Annotated in this window: 17 protein-coding genes; 6 read left to right on the forward strand and 11 right to left on the reverse strand. The window is 61.0% G+C overall.

Annotated elements, in window-relative coordinates; all coding sequences use genetic code 11:
* Positions 1-94: 94 nt before the first annotated feature.
* The 3 genes from BLV45_RS18250 to BLV45_RS18260 all read right to left on the reverse strand — a co-directional run bounded on the left by BLV45_RS18250 (position 95) and on the right by BLV45_RS18260 (position 4,198).
* Entirely contained in the window at positions 95-2,110 is a 2,016-nt protein-coding gene (locus tag BLV45_RS18250) for a bifunctional DedA family/phosphatase PAP2 family protein (protein WP_090535677.1), read from the reverse strand.
* Positions 2,111-2,222: 112 nt separating this feature from the next.
* The gene (locus BLV45_RS18255; RefSeq protein WP_090535374.1) at positions 2,223-3,560 is read right to left on the reverse strand and encodes an ATP-binding protein; all 1,338 of its coding nucleotides are present in this window, start codon (positions 3,558-3,560) and stop codon (positions 2,223-2,225) included.
* Positions 3,524-4,198 (reverse strand): response regulator, encoded by a 675-nt coding sequence (locus BLV45_RS18260; RefSeq protein ID WP_090535375.1) that lies wholly within the window; start codon positions 4,196-4,198, stop codon positions 3,524-3,526. Before BLV45_RS18260 ends, BLV45_RS18255 begins: the two co-directional genes overlap by 37 nt.
* A 338-nt stretch (positions 4,199-4,536) precedes the next feature.
* On the opposite strand from BLV45_RS18260, the gene BLV45_RS18265 reads away from it, so the two are divergent.
* Both BLV45_RS18265 and BLV45_RS18270 read left to right on the forward strand, forming a co-directional pair.
* Entirely contained in the window at positions 4,537-5,607 is a 1,071-nt protein-coding gene (locus BLV45_RS18265) for an efflux RND transporter periplasmic adaptor subunit (RefSeq protein ID WP_143130445.1), read from the forward strand.
* Between the two features lie 20 nt (positions 5,608-5,627).
* Entirely contained in the window at positions 5,628-8,663 is a 3,036-nt protein-coding gene (locus BLV45_RS18270; protein WP_090535678.1) for an efflux RND transporter permease subunit, read from the forward strand.
* Between the two features lie 79 nt (positions 8,664-8,742).
* Here the strand turns inward: BLV45_RS18270 and phoU are convergent, their stop codons facing one another.
* The 7 genes from phoU to BLV45_RS18305 all read right to left on the reverse strand — a co-directional run bounded on the left by phoU (position 8,743) and on the right by BLV45_RS18305 (position 13,417).
* Positions 8,743-9,441, reverse strand: coding sequence for a phosphate signaling complex protein PhoU (gene phoU, locus BLV45_RS18275; protein WP_090535377.1), 699 nt, complete (start codon positions 9,439-9,441; stop codon positions 8,743-8,745).
* Between the two features lie 554 nt (positions 9,442-9,995).
* Positions 9,996-10,298 (reverse strand): PepSY domain-containing protein, encoded by a 303-nt coding sequence (locus BLV45_RS18280; protein ID WP_245753382.1) that lies wholly within the window; start codon positions 10,296-10,298, stop codon positions 9,996-9,998.
* 150 nt (positions 10,299-10,448) lie between these two features.
* Positions 10,449-10,997: a cytochrome b gene (locus BLV45_RS18285; protein WP_090535379.1), complete on the reverse strand. Its 549-nt coding sequence runs from the start codon at positions 10,995-10,997 to the stop codon at positions 10,449-10,451.
* A 556-nt stretch (positions 10,998-11,553) separates the two neighbouring features.
* Positions 11,554-11,838: a hypothetical protein gene (locus BLV45_RS18290; protein ID WP_090535380.1), complete on the reverse strand. Its 285-nt coding sequence runs from the start codon at positions 11,836-11,838 to the stop codon at positions 11,554-11,556.
* Positions 11,839-11,990: 152 nt separating this feature from the next.
* Positions 11,991-12,686 carry a glycine zipper 2TM domain-containing protein gene (locus BLV45_RS18295; RefSeq protein WP_090535381.1) on the reverse strand — a complete coding sequence of 232 codons (696 nt, stop codon included), beginning with the start codon at positions 12,684-12,686 and terminating at the stop codon, positions 11,991-11,993.
* A 95-nt stretch (positions 12,687-12,781) separates the two neighbouring features.
* On the reverse strand, positions 12,782-13,042 hold the full coding sequence (locus BLV45_RS18300; RefSeq protein WP_090535382.1) for a DUF6723 family protein: 261 nt from the start codon (positions 13,040-13,042) through the stop codon (positions 12,782-12,784).
* A gap of 102 nt (positions 13,043-13,144) precedes the next feature.
* Positions 13,145-13,417, reverse strand: coding sequence for a hypothetical protein (locus tag BLV45_RS18305; RefSeq protein WP_090535383.1), 273 nt, complete (start codon positions 13,415-13,417; stop codon positions 13,145-13,147).
* Positions 13,418-13,638: 221 nt separating this feature from the next.
* On the opposite strand from BLV45_RS18305, the gene BLV45_RS18310 reads away from it, so the two are divergent.
* Complete coding sequence (locus BLV45_RS18310) at positions 13,639-13,842, forward strand: cold-shock protein (RefSeq protein WP_090535384.1); 204 nt, start codon at positions 13,639-13,641, stop codon at positions 13,840-13,842.
* Positions 13,843-13,972: 130 nt separating this feature from the next.
* Here BLV45_RS18310 and BLV45_RS18315 read toward each other — a convergent pair whose 3' ends face one another.
* Entirely contained in the window at positions 13,973-14,827 is an 855-nt protein-coding gene (locus BLV45_RS18315) for a CHAD domain-containing protein (protein WP_090535385.1), read from the reverse strand.
* Between the two features lie 194 nt (positions 14,828-15,021).
* Between BLV45_RS18315 and BLV45_RS18320 the strand changes: the two genes are divergently transcribed.
* The 3 genes from BLV45_RS18320 to BLV45_RS18325 are packed head-to-tail and all read left to right on the forward strand — an operon-like array spanning position 15,022 to position 18,688.
* The gene (locus tag BLV45_RS18320) at positions 15,022-16,617 is read left to right on the forward strand and encodes a CHASE2 domain-containing protein (protein ID WP_090535386.1); all 1,596 of its coding nucleotides are present in this window, start codon (positions 15,022-15,024) and stop codon (positions 16,615-16,617) included.
* Between the two features lie 5 nt (positions 16,618-16,622).
* The gene (locus BLV45_RS27175; protein WP_143130446.1) at positions 16,623-17,000 is read left to right on the forward strand and encodes a hypothetical protein; all 378 of its coding nucleotides are present in this window, start codon (positions 16,623-16,625) and stop codon (positions 16,998-17,000) included.
* 8 nt (positions 17,001-17,008) lie between these two features.
* Positions 17,009-18,688, forward strand: coding sequence for a M48 family metalloprotease (locus tag BLV45_RS18325; protein ID WP_176954204.1), 1,680 nt, complete (start codon positions 17,009-17,011; stop codon positions 18,686-18,688).
* Positions 18,689-18,786: the final 98 nt, after the last annotated feature.

Consider the following 18,786-nt stretch of genomic DNA (forward strand, 5'->3'; position numbering starts at 1 on the left):
TGACAACAGGCCAGGGCGTGTTCACACGAATGTCCAGGGAAGGTCACTTCGAGTGAAAAAGTCAGGACGACTGGCTCGCCAGCTGTCCGCCCCCTCAGTCGGGGCGCGACGTCAGTAGCGTGACTGGAACGCCATGACAATCCTTCTTCGCCAGTATGGTCACCCCGCGAAGCGCGGACAACGGGTCATGACCGGCCAGAGTCGACGTCGCCGGGTCAACGGCACGTAGCATGTTGATTGGCCAGGACGCACGATAAAGCCGCTCATGCACAAGCGAACCCAACCAGACGGGCGTCGCCGACGCGGCGCCCTGCTCTTCAATTGCATGGTCCGTGGGCCAGAAACGCAGCACGTCGCGTTCGTCGCGCGTGCTGCCGGGATGCGTGAAGACCAGCAAAGACGGCACACCGTTGTTCAGTTCCGGCAGCACCGGCAGTGCCATCGCCGAAACCCTGGGCGACGCGAGGGACAGCAGGCTGCGCGCAGAAAGCTTTGCTCCGTCGACCCAACCTTGAGCTCGAAGGCGGCTTCCTATCTCCTCAACATTCGCGGACCACTGAATTGCCAGAGGCTCCTTCCGGTCACCTTCCATGTCTGACCGGTAACAAGGCAAACTCCGCCACAGGGAATCGGTCCATTGCGAGGTCGTCGCGATGACCGGTGCGTTACCCGGTGCGCTGCCAGGTTTCGGTGTGGGCGGCGCAACGTGAAGTTGCATGGCCACGCTAACGCACACAACCGTCAGCATGAGAACTGGCATGAACCCACGCGATGGCTGCACCACCGGTCTGCGCAACACGGCGGTAAAGGCCACGACAGCGACCCAGACCGACGCAAGCGCCGCGCCTCCAATGGCATCGGAAAACCAGAATCGACCGAAGTAAAGCCCGGACAGGCTGACGCTGACCATGACGACGGTACTTGCCGCCACGACGAACACGCCAGCCAGGGTGCCAACTCTTCGCGTAAGCAGAAACGCAAGAAAACCATACACAACGACCACCGCGGCAACGTGATTGCTCGGGAACACATACGCGCCGGACGCAAGCGAATCGGGCGGAGCACGATGGATTGCAAACTGGAGGGTGACTATCAGCAGCTGTGAAAAGACAACGGCAGCGAGCCAGTAACCCAACGTGCGCCAACGGCGTTCCCACACCATCCACAGCGCCGCTGTGGCGACCAGCGCTGCCAGCGTCGGGACACTGCCGGGCATGGCAAGGCCCGAGAGGACCGTGTCGCCCCACGGGCTGCGCACAGATTGAAGAAAGTGATAAACGGATACGTCAACCCGCACGAGTGGGTCGCCGCTGATGACGTCCTCCAATACGCCGAAGAACAGCCAGCAGGAAAGAAGCACAATGGCCGACGCCACCCCTATCGCGCCAGAAGCGGGCCGGTCCGGATTCAGTAGCTGCAGGGCAAGACGACCTGCCCGCCCTTCGTGATGACTGGCCCAGGTCGCCAGAGTGCGACCCACGGCACTCGCCCAGGCACTGGCGTGTGAGAGAACGAATCGGGCGCCCCGAAAGCTCAGCCATACGATTCCGGCCAGGAGCGCGATGATGATGACGAGGCGAAACGAAACAGCGCCGGCCACCTGGACGGAGGCCCCGAAAATAACGCCCGGCAGGATATGCGCGGGCGCCCAGAGTAGCGCTGACAGGATGTTCATGGTGTAAAACCGCACCGGCGTCATACCCGACGTTCCCGCAACCACTGGCACAATCGCTCGCAGCGGCCCGATGAAGCGGGCGAACACGACGCTCTTCGGACCGTGTTTCGCGAAAAATCCGTGCGCGGCCTCAAAGACTTGCGGGTGCGTCCGAAACGGCCACAACTGGCCAATCTGTGACTTGTACCGGCTGCCGAGCCAGTAGCTCATGCCGTCCCCGGTTACCGCGCCAGCAATCGCGCATGCGAACAGCGCTCCCAGGTTTAACGACCCGGTTCCAGCAAGCGCGCCGGCCAGGAACATCGCGGTGCTACCCGGGATGAAGGTTCCGATCACGGCGACCGCTTCGAGAAACGCAGCCAGGAAAGCGACCGCGAGCATCCATGCCGGGTGTCCGGCGAGCAGATGCAACAAGTGGTCGTATGCGTGTTCCATCGACATCTCCATGGTCCGCGCGCCCGCTGTCGCCTGGCGCCATTCAGATTGCCGCGGGCCATGTGCCGCGCGATGCGAATACCGGACACCTGGGCTCAGGCAGATCCCGAAGTCACGGATTCGGATATAACGGCTGAAAATACCGCGCGCGAAATCCGCCTGCGATGTTCTCGAGTACCAGCCGGCCCCCTGTCCGGCGTGCAATCTCCGAGACGATGGAAAGACCCAGTCCACTTCCCGACGCAACGGAATGGTCCAGCCGGTAGAACGGTTCCAGCACACGGTCGAGTTCGCCGTCCGGAATGCCTGGACCCGAATCGGCAACCTCAAGGATCACCTCGTCCACCGCGTGAATGACCGATACATCCACCCTGCCGCCGGCTGGCGTATAGCGCACCGCGTTGTCGACCAGATTTCGCAGCACCACCATGACTGACGACGCGTCCACAACGGCGTCGACGTCATCAAAGCGCTCGAACCCAAGGTCGATATCCTTCTCGCGAGCGATGCCAATCGTGGCGTTGATGGCCTCCGTTGCGAGGGCTCGTAGCGATACGGTCGTCGGCTGCTCCAGCACGGCCTGTTCGGATCTCGCGAGAGCGAGCAGTTGCTCCACCAGTCTGTGGGTGCGGCGCAACCCTGCCTGAAGGGCCAGCAACCGCTCCCGGGCGTCCGGCGACGTAATGGCGACACCCAGATTTCCGGCTTGCAGGGACAGGGCTGCCAGTGGCGAACGCAACTCATGCGCTGCGCTGGCGACAAACCTGCGCTGCTGGCCGATGGCGTCCTTGAGTCGTGCAATCAGGCTGTTTATCGACCGGACAAAGGGCAGTGCTTCCGCGGCGATACCTTCCTCTGATAACGGCTGGACCGTCGCGTCGGTCTGGCGGTCCACGACGGCGGCAAGGCGTGTCAACGGTGCCAGCTTCGTCCTGACAATCACCACCACGACGATGAACAGCCCCGGCAACAGGAGGAGCATGGGCACGAGTGTTCTCATCGCGCCGTCCCGCGCTATTTCGTCGCGTAACGCAGAGGGTTCCGCCACGGCGATGCGGCCGCCGCTTCGGAGCGTTCGTATGCTGACGCGCCAGCGTTGTTCATCGCCGCTCAAATCATGAAAGCCGTCAGCCAGCGCCTGCGGAATCACCAGCCCGGCGACCTGCGCAACGCCTGACGGTGCATCGCTTAACCGGTCAATGACCACCTTGACGTCTGCGTCCTGCGAGCTCTCAATCGATGGACGGGACCCTGTAAACGTCAACGCGCCGCTATCGATGAGCGCAGCGATCTGCTTCAGTTGACCATCCTGAAGCGCTCTTGCTTCCTGATACGCGAACAGGAATGAAAATCCGCAGGCAAGCACGCCGACGGCCACAATCACGCCGCCAATCCACGCCGACAGCTGCAACGTCAGAGAGCGTGATTGTTTTCCTTGTCTACCAACCATCCCACACCTCGTACATTGCGGATAACCGACGCGCCGAGTTTTTTGCGGATGCCGTGAATCAGGACCTCCACGGCATTGCTCTCGACCTGTTCCTGCCAGGCATATAGTTTTCGCTCCAGGTCGCTTCGCGACAGGACCGTCCCGGGTTTCATCAACAGCGCGCTCAACAACGCAAACTCGCGACTCGTCAGCCGGCACGCGTTGTTCTCATACAGAGCCATGTGTGTGGCCGCATCGAGTGTGAGACGCCCGCCTGTCATCCTGGTATCGCCGTGGTCGCCGAGCCGGCGGGTCACCGCCCGAAGTCGCGCAAGTAATTCGCTGATTTCGAATGGCTTGACAAGATAGTCATCGGCGCCGGCATCCAGCCCGACTATCCGGTCCTGGACACTGTCGCGCGCCGTCAGAATAATCACCGGCGTCCTGTTTCCCCCCGCCCTGAGCGAGCGAAGCACGTCAATGCCGTCGCGCTTCGGCAGATTCAGGTCCAGCAGCACGACGTCATGCTCATGTCCCAGCAACGCCCCGGTTGCCGACTCTGCGTCGCGCACCCAATCGGCCGCATACGCCGCGTCCTTCAATGCCTGGACGATGGCAGCGCCAATCATTTCGTCGTCTTCTACGAGGAGAATTCTCATGCGTCCCACCGGATCGAAAGCAGCGTGCTAAGTCAAATCTAAGTCTCGCGGATTAGTATCCGATGCGTTTTTGCGTCGGATATTCATCGTGACCCATGATGCCTACGATAGCAGGTTGCAAAGCGGACTTGCCACAACCCGTCGGCGATATATCGCGCCATTGCACTCGCGCGAGTCGCGCTGGCTTTAGCGTTGACCGGATGTGCGACGCATGCAAAAAGGCCGCTGCCGGAAACGGGACATGAGTGTTACGCGAGGCAGAGACACATCGGCCATCCACGCCTCGGGGCTTACCGTTCAACGGCAACCGCAGGAATATCGCGATCGCGTAAGCGCCATTGACCACCCGCCGCTTCACCAGGTTCACCATGAATTCCGCACGCCTGTTCATCCTCGCCGCCGCCGTCATCATCACATCATCCGTCGCCGGTCATCGTGCGTTCGCCGAAGACGTCGTGACAATGCCTGCGGTCCAGAAGCGCGTTGTGGCCACCATCTCCGCGACCGCGCACGTTCAGGCAGCGTCCAACACCGTGTTGAGCGCGCCTGTGGCGGGCATCGTCTCCGGCCTGCGCGTGCTGCCCGGCGAAACCGTGCGGCCCGGGCAGACGGTTGCGCATCTGACCGGCCCCACGGTATCAACCGACAGCGCGCGCCTTGCGGCCGATCTGGAATCGGCGCGGATACGGGTGTCCGCGGCAACGCAGGCGGCCGCCATCGAACAACAAAAGCTCGATGAGCAACTCAGCACGCGCGACGCCGTCGTTCGCATGCGCGCCGAACTCGACACCGCACGCCAGCAACTCGCAGCTGCGCAGTCGGCGATCCGGAGCTACGCACGCTCTATCGCGATCGGCGTACCCGAGCCGGGTGTCGTGACGGCGGTCAATGCGGCCGATGGTCAATATGTGAGTGCGGGACAGGCACTGGTAACCGTGGCCCCGTCGCGTGGCCTTCATGTGGTCGCGAATTTCTATGGCAACGACGCCTCACTGGTCACGGGCGGAATGCAGGGCGTCTTTCTGGCCGAAGGCGCGGACGCGCCCATCAATGTGGTTGTACAACGCGTGTCGTGGAGCGTTACCGCGCCCGGACAACTGGAAGTCTGGCTCAATGCCGCACCGGGGCACGCGCTGGTGACGGGCACGGTCGGCACAGTGTCTTTAACCACGTCTGACGACAAACGGCTCGCCATTCCGTCCGCGGCGCTCGTGCTCGATGGCGGCCAATGGTGGGTACTGGTGCGCGACAAGAGCGGAAACCACAGGCGACGCGTCGTTCCAGGACTCTCTGACCGGGGCTGGACGTCGATCGTCCAGGGGCTCTCGCAGGATGAGCGGGTTGTAGTGCAGGACGCGTATCTGCTCTTCCATCAGGACTTTGCCGTGCGCTACCAGCAAGCCGACTGATGGTCCCTGCCGACAAGACCATGCTCAACGACATCGTCAAACGCCCGCTTCTCTGGGTCATGCTGTACGGCGCGCTGATTGCCTATGGCATCTATGCGCTCCTCAACATTCACGCCGAAGTCCTGCCGCAGTTCAACATGCCGCAGGTGAGCATCATCGCCCAGTTGCCCGGTGCGACGACGTTAGACCTGGAGGGCCTGATAGCCCGGCCCATCGAGGCCGAACTTCAGTCGCTACAGTCGCTGGGCGACGTACGGACGGTCATAGGCCAAGGTTCCGTCAAGATCGAAGCGCGATTCACGGAAGGAACCACGGCGGCAAGCGCGCTGCAAGACGTCAATGGCGTCATCGGCCGCATCAACGGTTCGCTGCCAGGTGGCGCGACCCTGACCACGGAAATCTCCGGCAACGCGATCAACGAGGTTGCCGACTACGCCGTCGAGATTCCTGACGGGGTGGACGCGTCAATGGTGCAACGTGTCGTGGAATCGAATCTTGCTCCTCGCATCCGGGCGGTTCCGGGCGTGCAGCGCGTGTCGGTGGCGGGGCCTGGCCAGGATGCCCTATGGGTCCGCCCCGACCTTCTGAAAATGCAACGCTTTAATGTCTCTGCGTCGACGCTCGCCGCGTCGCTCGGCGCTGCCACGGGCATGGTGCCCAGCGGATATGTCGACCTGGGCCATCAAGACATTTTCGTTGAAGGAAGAAGCCTGCCGACGCAACCGTCCGAATACGCGGACATCTCCCTGCCGTCACCCGGTGGCGCCATCCCGCTAGGCGCGATCGCCGACGTGGTCCGTGCCGCTCCGCCCTCTCACCACGCCGTCAAACTCGACAACAGGCCGACCATCGCGCTGGTCGTGTTCAAGCAGCCGGGCGCTTCGACACTGCCGGTTGTCAACGAGGTCGACAGGACACTGCATGAACTGGAACGCCAGTTACCCGGCGGCGCCCGTTTCGTGCGCATCTACAGCCAGGGGCATATCGTCGGTGTGGTCGCCGCTGACCTGAGCCGCAATCTCGCTATCGGCGCCGTACTTGCCGTTGCGGTCCTGTTCTGGATGCTGGGCGCGAGCCGCGGAATATGGGCGGTGGCCCTGAGTATTCCCCTCTCGCTTCTACTCGGTATCGCCGGGCTGTACCTCGCCGGACAAACGTTGAATTTACTGACGTTCGGCGCCCTGTCGGTGGCCGTGGGGCTGCTTGCCGACGATGCCATCATCGTGCTGGAAAGCATCTACCACCGATGGGAAGCCGGCGACAGCCGGTGGGAAGGCGTGGTGCGTGGCTTGCGCGACATTGCCGGGCCTGACATTTCTGGGACGATGACGACCGTCGCGGTGTTTCTGCCGCTTGCGTTCGTGGGTGGCCTGGCGGGATTGTTCTTTGTTCCGTTTTCGCTGGCGATGACGGTGAGCCTGATCGCGTCACTCGTCATTTCATTGAGCATGATTCCGCTGGTACTGGGATTCATCGGACCTCGCGCCGAAAAGCGCATGTCATCAGGTGCGCATGCCGTCGCGTGGCTCAAAGGCCATAACCTGCGTCTGTTCGAATTTACCCTGCGTCGCCCTACGCGCTCGCTGTGGGCGTGCATCGCCATCTTCGTGGTCTCCGTTGCCGGGCTCGCGCTGGTTCCGGTGGATTTTCTGCCGTTGCCAAACGAAGCCGTGCTGCTTGAAAGCTTTACCCTGCCGCCGGGCACGTCATTGCATGACGCCGAGGACGCCTCAGACCGCATCAGCGAGCGACTGCTCGGGCTCGGGCCGGTCGCTCATGTATTTTCACGCGTGGGCTCGGCGTCCGGGACGTCTTACACTGAACCGGCTTACGCTGGCGAGATTCAGATTGCGCTGAAGCCGGATGTGAACGCGAGCAGCCTCGACCAGATTGGCCAGCAGGTTCTCGATGCATCGAAGCTGCCCGCCGTGCAGACCGCAATTGGCACGCCGACGCTGGAACGCGTCGGCGAAACGCTGTCGGGCTTGCCGCAGCCGTTCGTTGTCGACGTGTACGGGGATTCCATCGCAACCTTGCAGTCGCTCTCGTCGGAAGTCACGCGTCGGCTCGCGAGCGTGCCCAACCTGTCGGGCGTGTTCAACAACGACGGCTATCCCATCACCGAATTGCAGATCACGCCGAGGCCGAACGGCCTGACGCTCCATGGCATCACACCTGCCCAGCTCTTCTCCCAGCTGCATATCCTGCTGGCCGGGCAAACGGTTGCCACGGTCCCCGAAGGCAACGGCCACCTGGATGTGTTTGTCAGACTGGCCGACCCCACACACCTGTCCATCGAGCAGCTACGGCAGCTTCCGGTGATGGCTAACGGATGGACCACCCTGAGCGACGTCGCCGATGTCCGCATGGCGACTGGACCCAACGTCATCAGGCATCTGAACGGACTCCGCGCGATTGAGATACTCGCGACGCCAACTGCCCCGCTCGGACAGGTGATTTCCGCTTCCAGACAGGCGCTTGCGACGCTTTCCCTGCCAGCGGGCTATGAAGTGAAGTTCGGTGGCCTGTACCCGCAGCTCGAGCGGGCGGCAATTAACGTCGGTATCGCGGCGGTGGTCGCACTCGCGCTGATGCTCGGTATCCTCACGCTGCAGTTCGACGGCTTGCTGGTGCCGGGTCTGCTGTTGCTGCAAATGCCGCTGGCGTTCTCCGGAGGCGCGATCGCGCTGGTGGTGAGCGGGGTTGGCCTGAATGCAATCGGCCTGATTGCCTTTCTCACCCTGATCGGGGTGAGCCTGAACCATGGCATCGTGCTGCTGCAACTGGTGAAGCGAAACGAAGCGCAGGGACTGTCCGTGGTCGACGCCGTGCGCGACGCGGTCGAGGTGCGCTTCAGGCCGATTCTCCTGACGGTCCTGACCGCTTCGCTCGGCCTGTTGCCGACCGCCCTCGGCTTCGGCAAGGGCGCCGCTCCCGAACAGGGCCTGGCCATCGTCACGTTGGGCGGGTTGGTCTGGAGTGGCCTGCTCAGCACCAACCTGCTGCCGGCTCTTTATGTACACAGGCGCGAGAAGCAGCGTCAGAAAACGCTCTAGGAGGCGCGGGGCATCGCTTCGTCATTTGCTCTGGACAACATTGACGCTGCAGCGCCGCGCGATGCGCGCGTGGCTGGCATCACGCCTCCCCGTCTGCGTGGTGCCGGGGAACATGGCGAACATCGGTGCCGCTCACCACGTAGACAACCGACTCGGCGATATTGGTTGCGTGGTCACCAATACGCTCGATGGCCTTCGCGATAGACAGGTAGTCCAGTCCCGTCGAGATGGTCCGGGGGTCTTCCGTCATATACGTCACGAGCTTGCGCACGAAGGTGCGAAACGCGTTGTCGATGGCTTCGTCATCCTTGATGATCTGCGCGGCTGCAACGGTGTCCATGCGCGCAAACGCGTCCAGCGCCCGGCGAAGAATCTGTAAGGCCATTTCGCCGGAAACCGTGATTTCAGCGATATTGAGGCTCCGTGCGCTGGATTGACTGGCAATGCGGCGCGCGCACTTCGCAATCTTCCTGGCCTCGTCACCCGCGCGCTCAAGGTTTGTGATGCACCTCGACGCGGCCATCAGGAGCCGCAGGTCACGTGCGGCGGGCTGTCGACGGGCGATGATGTTGCCCACTTCCTCGTCGATTTCTATTTCCATCGCATTGAGCCGACGTTCGCCCTCGAGGACCTGCTCGACAAGTGGCAAATCGAATGTTCTCATCGCCTCCATCGCGAGCGCGATCTGTGCCTCCACAAGGCCGCCCATTTCGAGCAACCGGCCTGAGAGCAGGTTGAGGTCGACATCGAATTTTCTCGAAAGATGCTTGTCCGGCATGCTGATTCCTCGGCCGAAGCGGCCAGCAACATAGTCCGCAGTTGCCTGCAGTATCGTATTGGGTCCGGAAAATCTGCCCGCTCGAACCAGATTCCACGAACACACCCATGCTCACGGATACATGGCCATCGAGCCTGAAGCCTGTGATGACGCCTGCACGCCTGACACGAAAAAGAAGGCCCGGAATCGCTTCCAGGCCCGGGAAAGGTGGTCATGGCATAGCTCTTTCGGCTCGAAACGTGACTGAGCCGAACTTCACCAGTGGCGTTAACCACCTGCGTGGTCATACAAACGAAACAGTCCGACACGCGTGCGTGTCGAACGTCAGAAGCAGAATTCCGCTACCGCCCTGCCTGCACGAAATTAGCAGTCTCTCCTTAAGGGCAGCTTATGCGGACGTCGGGAAGAACACATGTATCGATCTGCCCCGACACGCGTGAGTGCGGAAATTGTCAGGGATTCGAGCGTCGCGGATCAACGCGTATTAGTCTGTTCGCAAGGGGCGTCGAATTTCTGGCCGGTGGCGCTTAGCCACTGCTGCCAACGACGATGCGTCAGTCAGGATTGGGCCCTTCCAGTTTGTTTTCCAGAACCGCTCCGTCCCGGGCGTCGACACCGACCTCCTGGGTCGCCCGTCCCGTGCGGATATCGAAGGAATATCGAAGTCCGCTGCCCCCGGCCTCCTTTTCCAGTTCCTCATCCACGATTTTTCCCGGATGTGCCTTGAGCGCGATGGAACGCGCCTCTGCGATTCCGACCCTGGCATCCTTTGCAAACTGCTGGCCGGTAAACGCCTGCGCACCCACGCTTGCAACGAGTAACCCACACGCCAGACCCATTGCGGAATAGTTTCTCATCTCAACCTCCATGGTGATTCCGGTTTCAATGCAATGCTGGACGTTCGACCTTAACGCCTGCTTATGGTCCGTCTTGCCGGTTGCGTAATTACGGCTGCGTGCGCGAACAACGGGAATTTCGTCAGACTTCGAGGCAATGTCCCGCGGCGCCTACAGCATGCGTCGAAGCAGGCGGTCCTTGAATCCAGCCTGATGCACGACTACAGCGAAAACGTGCAGACCAATCAGGATGAGAAGCATCGTGGCGCTTGCGCTGTGCCACTCGCCAATGGACGCGCCAGGCGAATCTGGCGTGGCAAGCTGTGGCATATCCCATACCCCGGCCAGCCTGACAACCCAGCCCCGGCCACTTGCGTTCAGCCATCCGAGCAGGGGAACGAGCAGCAGAAGCGCGTACATTGAAACGTGAACCGCCGCCGCGAGAAACCGGAGCACGCCATGCTGGTCGACCGGATGTGGCGAGCGACGCATTGCGGCCCACAGAAGCCTTGCGGTGAACACGGCCAGTAGCGAAGTTCCAATGCCAACGTGCCAGGCGACCAGGCCAGCCGGCGCCTTCACTGAATCAGCGTCCGGCATCAACCATCCAAGGCTGAACTGCGCCACCAGAAGCAGCAAGCTGAGCCAGTGAAGCAGCCGGGAAACCGCGTCGTAACGGGCCGGCGTGTCGCTGAAGCGGACTGTGTTTCGAGTATTCATTTTTGACTGGACCAGAACCGGAAAATGAAGGCGCCGCGTTCGACGTTCGAACAGCGAATCCTTCTTGCACGAACACGCGACATCACCTGCCCTTTCCGCGCGCGCGACGTTACGCCCGCCAGATGCTGCAGGCATTTGGCTTAAGAGATACTTAACGAGTCTGGAAAGACCTGCTGTCAGACGATGAGCGACGTGTTCATCGGAACGCCCGTTGCTCTCTGCGATGCGCAGATGTCGTCAGGCGCTCAGAGATAGCGCTGACCTCGTTGGCGTTCGATGCGAAGAAGGTGTCTTGCGTTGTGGGCTTTCGTGTCGCCAGAATCTTCCGGCGCAGAGGCAGAGAGGCGGAAAAATCCCGCAGGCCGACAGCACTTGAGAGTTGATCGAGTCGTCCTGCCCGAAGGGCAAGACGGGGCGCCCGCCACGCGCAGTCGCGACGATGTCACGGATCCATTTCCATGCATGTATGTATGGACCCGACACAGGAAGGCGGCAACGGGTATGTCCAAGACGGGTCGCGAACATTCAGACTCTAGCGACGGCCCGCTTCGATGAATCAGTCATCGTCGCCATGATGTTGATGTTCCCATCCACGGTGGCGGCCGTGGTCATGCCATCTGTGCTCGTCTTCGTCATCCCCATCGTAGCGATATCCATAGCCATAAACCGGGGCTGGCGCGTAGATCACCGGCGGCGGAGCCTCGTACACGACTGGGGGTGGTGCGGCATAAACGGGCCCCGGCAAACCCAGAAACACGCCGATGTCCGCGTGGGCGAAAGCCGCGCTGGATGCACAAGTAGCGGAAATGCCTACTGCGAGAAAAAGGGTAGCGCGTTTCATGAAGTTCTCCTGTCCTGCTCACTTCTGGCGGGTACCAGACAATGGTGAACGACGCGGATTTTAGGAGTGGTGGACACAGGCAGGTGAGGCTGAAATGTCAATTCTGTAACCGGCCGTAACCCGCGGTGGAATACGACCGGTTTCGAACATGATCACGACGCAGTCAGGGAGTCCCCCGAGACATGGACGCGCTCACCGACCTGGACCGCCGGCTGGGACGGGTACGTGAAATTCCGGTAGCTGCCGTCCTGCATTCTCACCTGCACCTGGTAACTCGTAGCCTTGCGCACCGCATGCTCGATGCCGTTACCCGCAAAGCCACCGCCAACCGCTCCCGCAATCGTTGCCAGAATGCGACCGCGTCCTCCTCCAACCTGATTTCCCAGCAGGCCGCCAGCGACCGCTCCGCCCACGGCCCCCAGACCCGTCGTCGGTTCCGGTTCCTGGACCGTATTGACGGCGACAACTTCACCAACATTCGGGTCGACGGCAACCGGCCGTGGTGCGAGTTGTGCGGGGTTTTGCGAGGCGTCGTTGTTCGCATATCCCTGAGCCTGCTCAACCGGCGCACTCCGGTGATGATGGACACGCGGATGGACTGGCGCTTCCTCGCGCACGACATGTTGCTGCGCGTCTGGCTGCGGCGATACGACCGGCGCACTGGCAATTTGCGCGGCGACCGGTACCGCCTGGGCCGAAGGCGCGGTCGTCGCACGGGATGTGGGAAGAATGCCGGTCATCGCGGCGATACCGGTCGCACTGGCCAGGATGACGGCCACGGCCGCACCGGCAACCAGAGGGTGGATACGACCGCGTTGCGGTGAACTGGAAGTCAGGTTGGTATTCATGTCGCGCTCGCTCCGTTGACGTGTGTCAGCAAGAACGTCGGGGTCGACAACCCGGTGGACATAGCAACCGCGGGATTTGTAAGCAGTTGTAGCGCTTACAGCTCCGGATGCGCCAGGTCGCCAGCGACGATCTGCTCGCCCTGCACCTGCGCGGCCGCCAGCGCCTCGTTTTTCGTCGCGAAAGGGCCGAGTTCCGGCGCACCGTCGAAGGGAAACAACACTTTCCCATCTGTCTTTCGAACTACCCGCAAGACGCCATGGAACCGGAGATAGCCGGCGAGTTTCGTCGTGGCGAAGACGTCGAAATCATCTTCCGACGTGGCGGGCACACTGGGGATAAATCTGAAGTTGGACATGACGGGCTTCTGGATTGCTGTGCCGGGCGGCCATCCAGCGAGCCCGCTGTTGTCACACCGCTGGCGAAAGAGACAGGGACGGTGAAGTCCCTTTTTACCGCATTACTGCCAGGTTTCCCGCTGCCACGGACCCCATTCGGCGCCCGCGACCTTGAAACGGGTGTAGGTCGCACTCTGGCCGGTCGGATTTTCCGACGTGTCGCCTTCCGGTTTGACGTCGGTGGTATGAAGCGCGAAGGCCTGATGGTCGTCGGTGTCGATCGTCACGCGACCAATGGGACCGGTTCCATCTTGTTGATTTGACTCAAGAATTACGAAATAAGGGGCGAGTCGGCCCCAAAAAGCAGTCAATTCATCTTGCAAATAATGTGTCATGGATTTCCTGGATGTATGGGTCCAGTTTACCCTGGTCACCATCGGCGACGATTTTTGACCGCCCGGGCGCCTGAAGGAATGCGCGAATATCGCAAAAAATCGTCACCCCGTGTACTTGCTGATAGGCGGTTTTCATAAAGGCGTGGTACAACTCTATCTTCGCGTCTGCCGATCCAGAAATACGGCGGCCGCGATGGAACACAACTTTTACTGGATTAAAAATGGCAACTGGTACCGTGAAGTGGTTCAACGATGCGAAGGGTTTCGGATTCATCACGCCGGATGACGGTGGTGAAGATCTGTTCGCACACTTTTCTGAAGTTCAAGGTAGCGGCTTCAAGTCGCTGCAAGAAAATCAGAAGGTTAGCTTCGAAGTGAAGCAGGGACCGAAGGGCAAGCAAGCCGCCAACATCCAGCCGCTGTAAGCAGCTGGGCAGTCGGTTTTGCGACTACGAATGGCCCGCCCTCGCGGGCCATTCGTACTTGTAACGGCAGCGAAACAGTCGCTGCCGGGTGGCGAGTCGTTTTTTGTGTTGCGCGACGGCTGCGGCACATCTACGCATCGCGCAGCAGCTTGCGCGCTACCCGCACGCGACGCCTGCGCTCCTGCTTCAGCCATCGCGTGACGGAATCCCGGGCGCCGCTGTCCCCAAACAGGTTTTCGTTCTGTTGAAGCAGCGTTTCGCTCGCAACGACGTCATTCAGCGCACCAAACCGCTTCTGGATTTTCGTGAGGCGTTTAAGCGTCCGGCGATGATCGCCACGCAACGCCGGTTCAAACAGTTCCAGCAGATAACGCAGCGTCTTCCCTGCTTTTCGCACTTCATGCAACGACGCGTAGTCAGATTTCTTCGCACGCGAAGCGCGCCTCATCCGTTTGCGCAGTAACTTTTCGCATGCCACGACCCGGCGGTCTCCAAATTTCCGGAACGGTACGCGCTCGTGCGCGGTGTTCAGCGCCTTCGTTGCGTCTGCAAGCGTTTCGCGCAGCACGTCCTTCACACCCGCGTTCGCGAGCGTTTCCAGACTCGCGGCCAGCGCCTGTGTACGAGCCGCTTTTAGCTCGCTCGAAGAGGCCGACTCGGCCTCCACTTCTTCTTCGAGCAACTGCAGAAGAATGTCCCAGTCGCGCGTTTTGCCGGCAGCCGTCGCGAGGAATTTGAAGAGCGCCCGCTGTTGCCTGGTGACGTCCTTATCGAAGAGCGGCCCGTAGGCCCACCACAACGAACGCAAGCGGCGCAGCACAACCCTTAGCTTGTGAAGCGATTCGGGATCGGCGCCCTCGCTCAACAGCGCAGCGCATGAGATCGCCTCGTGAACGAGCGGCGACGCAAGTGATGAGAACGCGGCAGCGGCGTCCTCCCGGGCCTCGATGCCGGAGCCTGCCCCAGTTGTATCGTCGCGCTTCATTCGATCTCCCGCCGGAAGAGGGTTTTACGCGGACCCAGAAAAGAGATTGCCAACGCGCGTGAGCACGCTCTGTTTCATCATAGACGCACGGGGGCTCAAGTTCCTGCCGGTCATGCCGTAAAGCACAGGAGAGCAGTATCTCGACCTGGTGACGGGAACGTGGACACCGAAAAACAAGCCATCGAAGAACAAACATGGACCACGGGGCGCATATTGAGCAACGTCGTCTGGCCAGAATTGCCAGATCGTTGCCCGGCAGAACTTTCATCCAGGCGTCGCTAGCGATCGTGCTTGGCATCGTTGCGGCACTCGTACTTCCCATGGTTTTCGGCGATGAATTCGCTACCCGCAAGGCGGCAAAATTCTATGCGCCTGTCGAGGGCAAGGCTTATGGAAGCGGATCGCGCGATTCCATCGCCGTCCTTCTGATCGACGATCAATCGCTAAAGCAGGCAGGCCAGACGTGGCCAGCCAGTTACGACTATTACGTCCGCCTGATGCGTGGCATCGCGATTTACAGGCCCAAGGCCGTATTCATCGATATCGTCTTTAAAGACGCCCGTTCCGATCCGGCCATCGGGAAACTCGCTGCCCGCCTGTGTGAGCTGCAACACGCCGGCATCGACGTCTACCTCGCCGGCAAGCGCGATGCGGATGGCAAATTACGCATACGCGCCGGTCTCGACGAGTTGCAAGGCCGTTGCTTCAAACTCGTATCGGTCGAATACAAACCCGACGAACTGGATCATCTGTCCTGGACGTATCCACTCGAAACGAAGTCCGGCGGAGCAACGACTGTTCAGAGCGCTGCGCTTGGAATCTACGAAAACAGCTTTGGTGTGCATCTCGCCCGGCCGACTGCGGATCTGGCGCTGTCCTGGGGTCTGAAACCTGCTGCGAACGGCCTTGACTGGAGCGCGTCGGATACGGGCGAGAACAGAACCCACGGCGTGGCTGAAGACGGTTCGTACTGCCGCGGCGACCACGGATGGCTCGAACTGGCGCCATACGGCTTTCGCCAGATGCTGTTCCATGACGCAGAAAAGCCCGTCTGCGTTTTTCACGAAACGCTCTATGCACGCGAGCTGGCGAATACGACTGCCGAGGACGAAGCAAAGCTGACATCCGCGTTGCGCGGCAAGGTCGTCATGGTGGCAACCGCACGGGACTATTCAAACGACCTGGTCAACACGCCAATCAACAACCGCATTCCCGGTGTGTATCTCCATGCGATGGCGCTCGACAACCTGCTTACGTGGGGTCCACGCTACAAGCATGCAGCGGCTCTCACCCCAAGTACGGATCGCGACAACCTCAAACTGCTGGGTCTTGCCGCGTTCGGGCTCCTCGCCGTTGTCATCGTGCGGATGCTCAAGAACTTCGCGCGCGAGCGATCGACGCGGTTGCGAACCGCACGACGCGGACCCCGGTTTTACGATCCAGACGTGTATCTCCTCGATACCTCCCCCACCGGCGACGGCGGCGAGCGTCGAGTTCAGATCGAGTCTCGCGTGGCCGGACACAGAGAACAGACATCGCCCTCCAGGCGGCTCGCGCGACGACTCGGACACGGGCTTCGGAAAGCAGCGGTCTGGGCGGCCACATGTCTCGCGGAGATCACCGGCTCGCTCGCACTGGTCGGGCTGCTGCTCTACATCGGTCAACGTGTGCTCGACGTCGGATTTCTGACCGTTGTTGACATCGCTGTGTTCGCGCTTGCCGCCGAGTGGTTCGAGTGGAACGAAAAGCTGATCGACTGGTTCAACGCGTCCAGTCATAACAAGGAGTAGATACGATGAAACGAAGCTATACCAGCCCGTCATTGAGAAGCCTGCTTGTCTGGTGGACCGTTCCGCTCATGGTCATGGTGTCCCCGGCAGCGGCCGTTGCCAGTGACGCCGGTAGCGTCGTCAGCGCGAAAATCGATCCGGTTCCGCTATACGCCAGTCCCGACGAAGCCAATCCCGCGAAAACAGCGCCAGCCTCCAGCTTGCCCTGGCATATCAAGGAAACGCACAACGATTTCTATCGCGTATCGATCGACGGGAAGGACTACTGGGTCGACTCGATGACAGTCCACGCCAGCAAGACCGTCGTTGCGGCATGCGGGCGCTCCGCCGGGGGCGTTGTCATTGCTGCCGATCTCGGCGCGTCAACCAATCATTGCAAATGAACGTACGGATGCGTTTTGCGACGTCAGCTGCGATCTCGGTCTGGCTAATGAGTGCGTGCGCGAATATCCCCGTGCCCTCTGGGATTGCGTCCGTTCCCGGCGTGGGACCGGACAAGCCGGTCATGACGGTGGCTGGCGAGCTTCCACCGGCGCCTTCGCACACCTGGCCGGCTATCAATGAGGACCTGAACGATCATCGGGCTGACGGCTGGGGCCTGGTGTCGATGCCGGAGATGGAGAAATACCTGAATGGCCTGCTAAGGAAGATCAAGGTCGCAACCGGCACCACAGACTGGCCCGGCGCAGTACACATCACCGCACAGACTTCGCTGAATGCGAGTTCGAGCGCCGCCGGCAATATCTATGTTTCCCTTGGGTGGCTTCAGTCGGCGGAATCAGAGGATGAGATTTTTGCGATCCTGTCGCACGAGTTCGGCCACATTTATCTCAATCACTACGCCGTATATGACGTGAAGAACGCGGGCGACACGTCAACGCTCATCGCGGGTGTCACGTGGACATACGTCAACCGCAAGGTTGCTGACAAAGGCTGGAACGGGCTCGACAAGATAGCCGTCGTTCAGGCGATCGGCACGATGGCGCTCATGCCGGCGTGGCAGCGCCATATCGAGGAACAGGCGGATCTCTTCGGCGCCACGGTCAGTCTGCGGTGCGGTTATTCGTATATTCACGGCTTCAAGGCTTTCCTTGAACGCATCGATTCCTATGACCGCAGCGCGAGAGAGCGCAACGCAAAGTTACGCGAGGAACAGGACAACGCGACTCGCGAGAAAATTCGTACGGATACGCTCGCGCGTGCGCCGAAAACGCCTCCACCTCCGGCGGTCGCATCGGATGCAGCGGCACCGCTTCGGGCACTCGCGGCGATCAATGACGCGCTCACGAAAGTCAACGGGACACTAACCGAGGGGCAAATAAGCCTGAATCAGGGCACCTTTTCCGCTGCACAAGCGCTCGACGACGCCATCGCCAAAGGGACGGCTGCAATTCAGGATCCGCATCCCGACGGTGCAGCGCGCGAAGACGACCTGAGCAAGGAGGTCGCCACCCTGATTGCCGGGAAGCGGCCGCCTGGCCGGGTAAAGCCATGGGAAGACGCGAAGCATCAGCGCAGAACCGCGCAGACGCTTGCACATTACGCGCTTGTGCCAGATATCGAAATGCTCGAGGCCCAATACCAATACCTGGAAGCGCTCAAACTGGCGGCAAAGGCCGCGTCGGGAACAAACGCCGATGACGCCATGCTGGACTTTTACCTTGGCAATACAATTGCGCTTTCGCAGGGACGATCGAAAGAAAGCCCTGTTCAGGTTTTCAGCCGAAACCTCAAGTCACCCGAGCGATCATGGCGCCTTCAGGTGGCGATCGCCAACAACATGGCGAGCACGAATCGCCAGCAGGCGCGAAGCTTCATTGAACAGCAGTTTGTGTATTTTGGGCGAGCGCCCAAGGCGTGGCCCGACATGATCGCGTTCTATCGCGATAGTGGCGACGTGAAAGGCGCCAAAGATATGGCAACGACCTGCTCAATCACGCTGCCAGACTATCGCCAGGCCTGCCTGACCGCAAGCCAGACGCCCGCCGAGCTTGCCGAGGCGAAGGCAAAGGCCGACGCGCATGCGAAAATCGTCGTCGACAACATGTCGAAGCGATGGTTCAAGCAGTAATCTGCCGTACTTTTCCGCTCTCACTCGCATGCGTCAAGCGGACACGGCAAGCAAAACCGGTTCCGGTTCTGGCCGTGTCGATTGCCGTCGTCGAGCCG

The sequence above is a fragment of the Paraburkholderia sartisoli genome (assembly GCF_900107685.1).
Classification (GTDB): Bacteria; Pseudomonadota; Gammaproteobacteria; order Burkholderiales; family Burkholderiaceae; genus Paraburkholderia; species Paraburkholderia sartisoli.

What these genes read in the sequence shown, in the direction of transcription:
- BLV45_RS18250 (WP_090535677.1), bottom strand. Translation starts at nt 2,110, where the DNA reads ATGGAACACGCATACGACCACTTGTTGCATCTGCTCGCCGGACACCCG.
- BLV45_RS18255 (WP_090535374.1), bottom strand. Translation starts at nt 3,560, where the DNA reads ATGGTTGGTAGACAAGGAAAACAATCACGCTCTCTGACGTTGCAGCTG.
- BLV45_RS18260 (WP_090535375.1), bottom strand. Translation starts at nt 4,198, where the DNA reads ATGAGAATTCTCCTCGTAGAAGACGACGAAATGATTGGCGCTGCCATC.
- BLV45_RS18270 (WP_090535678.1), top strand. Translation starts at nt 5,628, where the DNA reads ATGCTCAACGACATCGTCAAACGCCCGCTTCTCTGGGTCATGCTGTAC.
- phoU (WP_090535377.1), bottom strand. Translation starts at nt 9,441, where the DNA reads ATGCCGGACAAGCATCTTTCGAGAAAATTCGATGTCGACCTCAACCTG.
- BLV45_RS18280 (WP_245753382.1), bottom strand. Translation starts at nt 10,298, where the DNA reads ATGAGAAACTATTCCGCAATGGGTCTGGCGTGTGGGTTACTCGTTGCA.
- BLV45_RS18285 (WP_090535379.1), bottom strand. Translation starts at nt 10,997, where the DNA reads ATGAATACTCGAAACACAGTCCGCTTCAGCGACACGCCGGCCCGTTAC.
- BLV45_RS18290 (WP_090535380.1), bottom strand. Translation starts at nt 11,838, where the DNA reads ATGAAACGCGCTACCCTTTTTCTCGCAGTAGGCATTTCCGCTACTTGT.
- BLV45_RS18295 (WP_090535381.1), bottom strand. Translation starts at nt 12,686, where the DNA reads ATGAATACCAACCTGACTTCCAGTTCACCGCAACGCGGTCGTATCCAC.
- BLV45_RS18300 (WP_090535382.1), bottom strand. Translation starts at nt 13,042, where the DNA reads ATGTCCAACTTCAGATTTATCCCCAGTGTGCCCGCCACGTCGGAAGAT.
- BLV45_RS18305 (WP_090535383.1), bottom strand. Translation starts at nt 13,417, where the DNA reads ATGACACATTATTTGCAAGATGAATTGACTGCTTTTTGGGGCCGACTC.
- BLV45_RS18310 (WP_090535384.1), top strand. Translation starts at nt 13,639, where the DNA reads ATGGCAACTGGTACCGTGAAGTGGTTCAACGATGCGAAGGGTTTCGGA.
- BLV45_RS18315 (WP_090535385.1), bottom strand. Translation starts at nt 14,827, where the DNA reads ATGAAGCGCGACGATACAACTGGGGCAGGCTCCGGCATCGAGGCCCGG.
- BLV45_RS18320 (WP_090535386.1), top strand. Translation starts at nt 15,022, where the DNA reads ATGGACCACGGGGCGCATATTGAGCAACGTCGTCTGGCCAGAATTGCC.
- BLV45_RS27175 (WP_143130446.1), top strand. Translation starts at nt 16,623, where the DNA reads ATGAAACGAAGCTATACCAGCCCGTCATTGAGAAGCCTGCTTGTCTGG.
- BLV45_RS18325 (WP_176954204.1), top strand. Translation starts at nt 17,009, where the DNA reads ATGCGTTTTGCGACGTCAGCTGCGATCTCGGTCTGGCTAATGAGTGCG.